This is a genomic window from Streptomyces sp. Ru62 (assembly GCF_002920615.1).
Lineage (GTDB): Bacteria > Actinomycetota > Actinomycetes > Streptomycetales > Streptomycetaceae > Streptomyces.
The window spans coordinates 1-4,627 of the sequence record NZ_PQSU01000077.1 but is presented as its reverse complement, the minus strand read 5'-3'; the positions used below and the strand labels follow the sequence as shown (position 1 = coordinate 4,627).

The 4,627-nt window shown below is 68.4% G+C and carries 3 protein-coding genes and 1 pseudogene; 3 read left to right on the top strand and 1 reads right to left on the bottom strand.

What is annotated here, in order from left to right:
* Positions 1-342: 342 nt before the first annotated feature.
* Positions 343-1,273 (top strand): IS5 family transposase gene (locus C3492_RS43645; protein WP_374938438.1). Its coding sequence is split into 2 segments (ribosomal slippage): positions 343-710 and positions 709-1,273, totalling 933 coding nucleotides; the frame shifts between segments, so codons are not numbered across the junction.
* 23 nt (positions 1,274-1,296) lie between these two features.
* Here the strand turns inward: C3492_RS43645 and C3492_RS46570 are convergent.
* Positions 1,297-1,476 (bottom strand): annotated as a pseudogene (locus C3492_RS46570) (hypothetical protein); the annotation flags it as partial.
* 898 nt (positions 1,477-2,374) lie between these two features.
* Here C3492_RS46570 and C3492_RS43635 point away from each other — a divergent pair.
* Both C3492_RS43635 and C3492_RS43630 read left to right on the top strand, forming a co-directional pair.
* Positions 2,375-2,608 carry a hypothetical protein gene (locus C3492_RS43635; RefSeq protein WP_103818098.1) on the top strand — a complete coding sequence of 78 codons (234 nt, stop codon included), beginning with the start codon at positions 2,375-2,377 and terminating at the stop codon, positions 2,606-2,608.
* A 154-nt stretch (positions 2,609-2,762) separates the two neighbouring features.
* Positions 2,763-2,960, top strand: a complete 198-nt coding sequence (locus tag C3492_RS43630; protein WP_103818099.1) for a dehydrogenase — start codon at positions 2,763-2,765, stop codon at positions 2,958-2,960.
* The last annotated feature ends 1,667 nt before the right edge of the window (positions 2,961-4,627 follow it).

Here is a 4,627-nt window from a genome sequence, read left to right as displayed (position 1 = left end):
CCAGCCTCCACGGCCGATCGCCACAACGACCCCATTCACAAGCAGCTGGTCAAGACCCCCCCGGCTATGCAGGAGGCGCAGGTCTGAAGTCGGGATGGGACCGGCCATGGGATGCGCCCGCGAATCGTCACCCCTGCAGAAAGGACTGGATCCCTTGCGGGCTGTCATCGCCCTGGACCCTCCATGCCGTAACCTTCCCACCTCACCGGGCCTCTCCCCCGGGCGACGTCGCGCCCTTCAGCAGCCCTGGACAGGCCGCCAGCCAGGTAAGCGGCCGTCGCCGGACCAGGACTTGTCCGGCCGATCATGTGACTACTCCGCAGTCGTGTCGTTGATGTGGACATGGGGCGGGGCGATCGGACGGATGCCGAGTGGGAACGGCTGCGGCCGTTCCTGCCGGTCAGCAACAGGCGTTGTGGCAGGTGGCGGGATCACCGGCAGGTGATCGACGGGATTCCGCACCGGGTGCGGACCGGCGTTCAGTGGCGTGACCTGCCCGAACGGTTCGGCCCATGGAAGACGGTGTATGAACGCCACCGCCTGTGGTCGGCCGACGGAACGTGGGAACGCCTGCTCCAGCAGGTCCAGGCCGAGGCCGACGCGACTGAGGAGATCGACTGGGACATCTCGGTCGACTCCACCATCATGCGGGCACATCAGCATGCTGCCGGCGCCCGCACCGAACCACCGCCGGCGCCCGCCTCAAAGGGGGCCGAACCGGCAGACACCAGGGCGAAACGCCGTGGCAGAGCCTCGTCGCCCGCCTGGTGGAGGTGGTGCAGGAGGTGAGGGCCTGGGCCGCTCGCGGGGCGGGTTCACCACCAAGCTCCACCTGAGTGCGGACGGCCGCTGCCGCCCGCTGTCCTTGATCGTCACACCGGGACAGCGGGCGGACTGCACGCAGTTCAAGCCGGTGCTGGAGAAGATCCGCGTCCCGCGGATCGGGCCGGGCAGGCCGCGCAAGAAGCCTGAGAGCCTCGCGGCGGACAAGGCTTACAGCAACGGACCGTGCCGCGAGTACCTGCGGCGCCGGGGCATCCGGCACACGATTCCGGAGAAGACCGACAGCCGGGCCGCCCGACCGCGCAAAGGGTCACGCGGCGGACGGCCACCCGGCTTCGACGAAGAGCGGTACAAGAAACGCAACACCGTCGAACGGGCGATCAACCGGCTCAAGGACGCTAGGGCCGTGGCCACCCGCTACGACAAACGCGGCTACGTCTTCCCCGGGACCGCGACTGCCGCAGCCCTCGTCATCTGGCTTCGTACATGATCGGCCGGACAAGTCCTAGCTACTCATTGGGCGACGGCTTTGCGAACGCGGTACTTCCAATGAGAAAGAGAGCGCACAACAGTCTCGGCGCCGATGGGGTTGGCGCTGTGCACGTAGACAATGCCGATCTGGAACCGGTTCCCATGAAAGGCGGCCTCCTCCAGGAGGGTCACCACCGGCATGATGCTGTCATCCCCGCCGAGGTCGTGGTCGAGTCAGAGCCCGTCGATGAAGATGTCCCGGTGCTCATGGAGGAGTTGAACTCCTTCACGGCTCGTGCGGGCGAGCCGCGTCGCTTGGGGCAGCGACCTGAGGTCGTCAATGGCGAGAATGATCGGTCTGGGTTCAGGAGAGGGCTGCTGCACTCGACCATCATGCCCGGGAGACGGCGACCAGGTCGCCCACACCCAGCAGCACGCGCACCCCGCCGGCCCCACCACAATCGAAACCCTGTCGGTCGTCGCCGACGACCTCACCCCCCGCCCGGACGCCACCGCCGGGACGGAACGCGACCGGCTCCTCCGTCTCGCAGTGCCCTACCTGGGGATACCTCCGCCCCGATCACGAGGTGGAAGACGCACGCGAGATCGCCCTCACGTTCATCCTGTGGGCAGGCTCGCAACTGGCCGCACTCCTCGACCACGACTACCAGCGAATCAACGCCTACACCAGCGGCCGGAGTTGATCGGCAACGACCCGCCACCCATCCGCGACAGAGGCGCGATAGCCGTCGAGGCGGAAGCTGACCTGAGGAACGCTGCAGCCAGTGACCAGCCGGGGCGCCTGGCACCCAGCAGGCCCGGTCGCTCCCCTGCCGTGCGGTACCCGCGCCTGGCGGGGAAGCGCCGGGACGCCACGACGGCCGCGCGGGCGCAGGAACGGGTCACGCCGCCGGACCGGCTGCCACGTCGGAGGGGTTCCGGGCCCCGACGGACTGGCCGACTCGCCATCAGCTTACGGGGCCGTGATCACTCGCCCCCAAAGCAGCTCCAGCCCAAAGCCGCTCCGCCTACCGCTGGATACTGTGCACGTATGCATTCTGGCGACCTGGCCGCAGCGCGTGGCCACCGTGATCCGCTCCTAAGCACACTGGCAGAGGCCATGGCGCATCTCGTGGCAGCAGTGGACACCAGTACCGATGAGGAAGCCTCGCCGGACTCGGCGTCCAGATGGTTGGAGTATCCGGCGTACCTTTTCGACCGCCTCGGCGCGGAAGATCGGCACCGACTCGCAGACCTGTTCCGCGAAGCGGCCCTGAAAGAGCCGGAAGGGCCATGGCGCGATGCCCTGCTGGCTGTGCCAGATGGGTTCGGCCTAGATGAGGACGAGGGCTGAGCCGCAGCTGCTGTACAGCACGGAAGTACAGCAACCGCCGTAACCAGCACCGACCATTGCCGGCCCTGAATGACCCTCTGACGTGCCGGGAGACCTTAGCGTCCACCCTGCCCGTAGTTCGGCACGAAGCGGTCGTCCCGTTAGGGTGCGCTACATGATCGACGCCCCGACCTGTCCCGAGTGCGTCGAGTCCATGCGGTTCGGCGGCTTCGTCCTAGTCAAGCGGGAGGACGATGGCCGGCGGATCTGCCGGGTGCTGTGGTGGTGTACCGGTCGGCATGTCTGGTGGCGCAGGGGCGACCGGCAGGAGGAGCCGTTGGAGGCCTGCCCGATGCCCTTGTTGTTCTGCTGACATCCGACGCTGGCGCCGCCATCGCCGTACTCGCCGCCTCGGCCGCCGCGGCCGTCCCTGTCAGCGAAGCCACGATCGGAGAGTCTGGGAGCATGCTGCTGCCGCTATCCCGTGGGAAGACCGAGCTCATCGAGGTCGTTCGTATCACCGACCCTGTGAGGCATCTCAGTTCGGACGATCGGCCGGCGACGCTGTCGCGATCTGGGAGGGAGACCAAGCCCAGCAAGCCCTGTCCCTGATCGCCGACCTACCAGGAAGTGAGCCGTACCGTTGCTTCCTCCCAGGCTGGGGAATCCGGGCGCACAGCTCCACGGATCAGCTCTTCGAGATCGCCTTCTGCTTTCGTTGTCACGGTACCCGTATCTGGGGGCCGGGGCTTCCTGTCGAACAACAAGGCCAGGCCTTTGACGCAGAGAGCCCTGCCGCACTTGAACTGATCCACCGATTCCGCTCCTGCCTGCCGGACTGAGGTCTCAGCAGCTTGGGGACGAAGACCGCCGTGCCGCAGCCGTGCCAGATGCAGAGGTCAGCGGCGGTCGACAAGGGTGCTGGTGAGTGGATCCGTGTCCTCTCGCTCGGCCGGCGAAGCCGCATGCCACCTGCCCTACGCCCCACCCTCTCTCCGAAAACGGTGGGAGCCTGTTCGTCCGCCCGACCCACATCGAACTGGCCATCAATGAGGCGGCTACCCCTGGACGGGAAGATCAGGATGGGTGGCCAGAAAGATCATGTAGGTGATCGCCGCTGTCGCCCCCAAGAGGGACAACACGCCACCCACTACGGCTCGCCTCCTGTGCGCTCGCCCCGACCTTGATGCACGGTACTCGACAAAGGCCCGCACCAGGCCAACGAGCGCCAGAGGCAGCGCGCCAAAGCTGACCAGTATCCAGAACGGACAGCAGAACCAGCACGCCAAGGACGCTTCGCCGAACCAGACCGCAAGCTCTGCTTTCTCTCGCGTCTCCTCCGGAGTGCCAACAGAAATCATGGGTCGATCCAAGCAGAGCCCTTCCTGGCGTACAGCAGCGAGGTACAGCAACCGTCGCGACCAGAGTCACCCTTCAGCAGACACATCCGACCGTGTAACCAGCCGGGCACGGAACCGTCGTGCTCATAGTTCGCATGGAGGGGGCCAGGGGTTCAAACCCCCTGCGGTCCACTGCACGGCAAAGATCCCGTCGGTCATCTCAACCGGTGGGGACCAGGCCGCAGGCGAGACCCGGCTTGACGGAGACAGCCGGGCGGCCCCGGCGGACGGCCGGGGCGGGACGACGCATGGGGCGCACGACGAGCAGCAACTCGGCGCGGCGTCCGGATGCAGGCCCAAGCCGCCGGGACAGGGCACAGCAGGCCGGCACAGCGCGGCGGCGGCACTGCGGCCGGGGCGCGGCGCGGGCACCACGGCCGGTGCGGGGCGTGGCGCCAGCGCGGCGTTGCCGGGCAGCGACGGGATGGCAGGCACGGGAAGTCCGGCGGCGGGCTCGGACGGCGGGACGGCCGGGACGACCGGGCCGGGCAACGGGCGGCCACCGGGCACAGCACCGCACGCCGCCGGGCGCAGCGGGGGCGGGGGCGGGACCCGCGCGGGCCCGGCCAGCGGCAGGCGGTCCAGCGCGCGGCCGGGAGGCCGGTGCGTGGCCGGGAGGCCGGCGCGCGGCCGGGAGGCC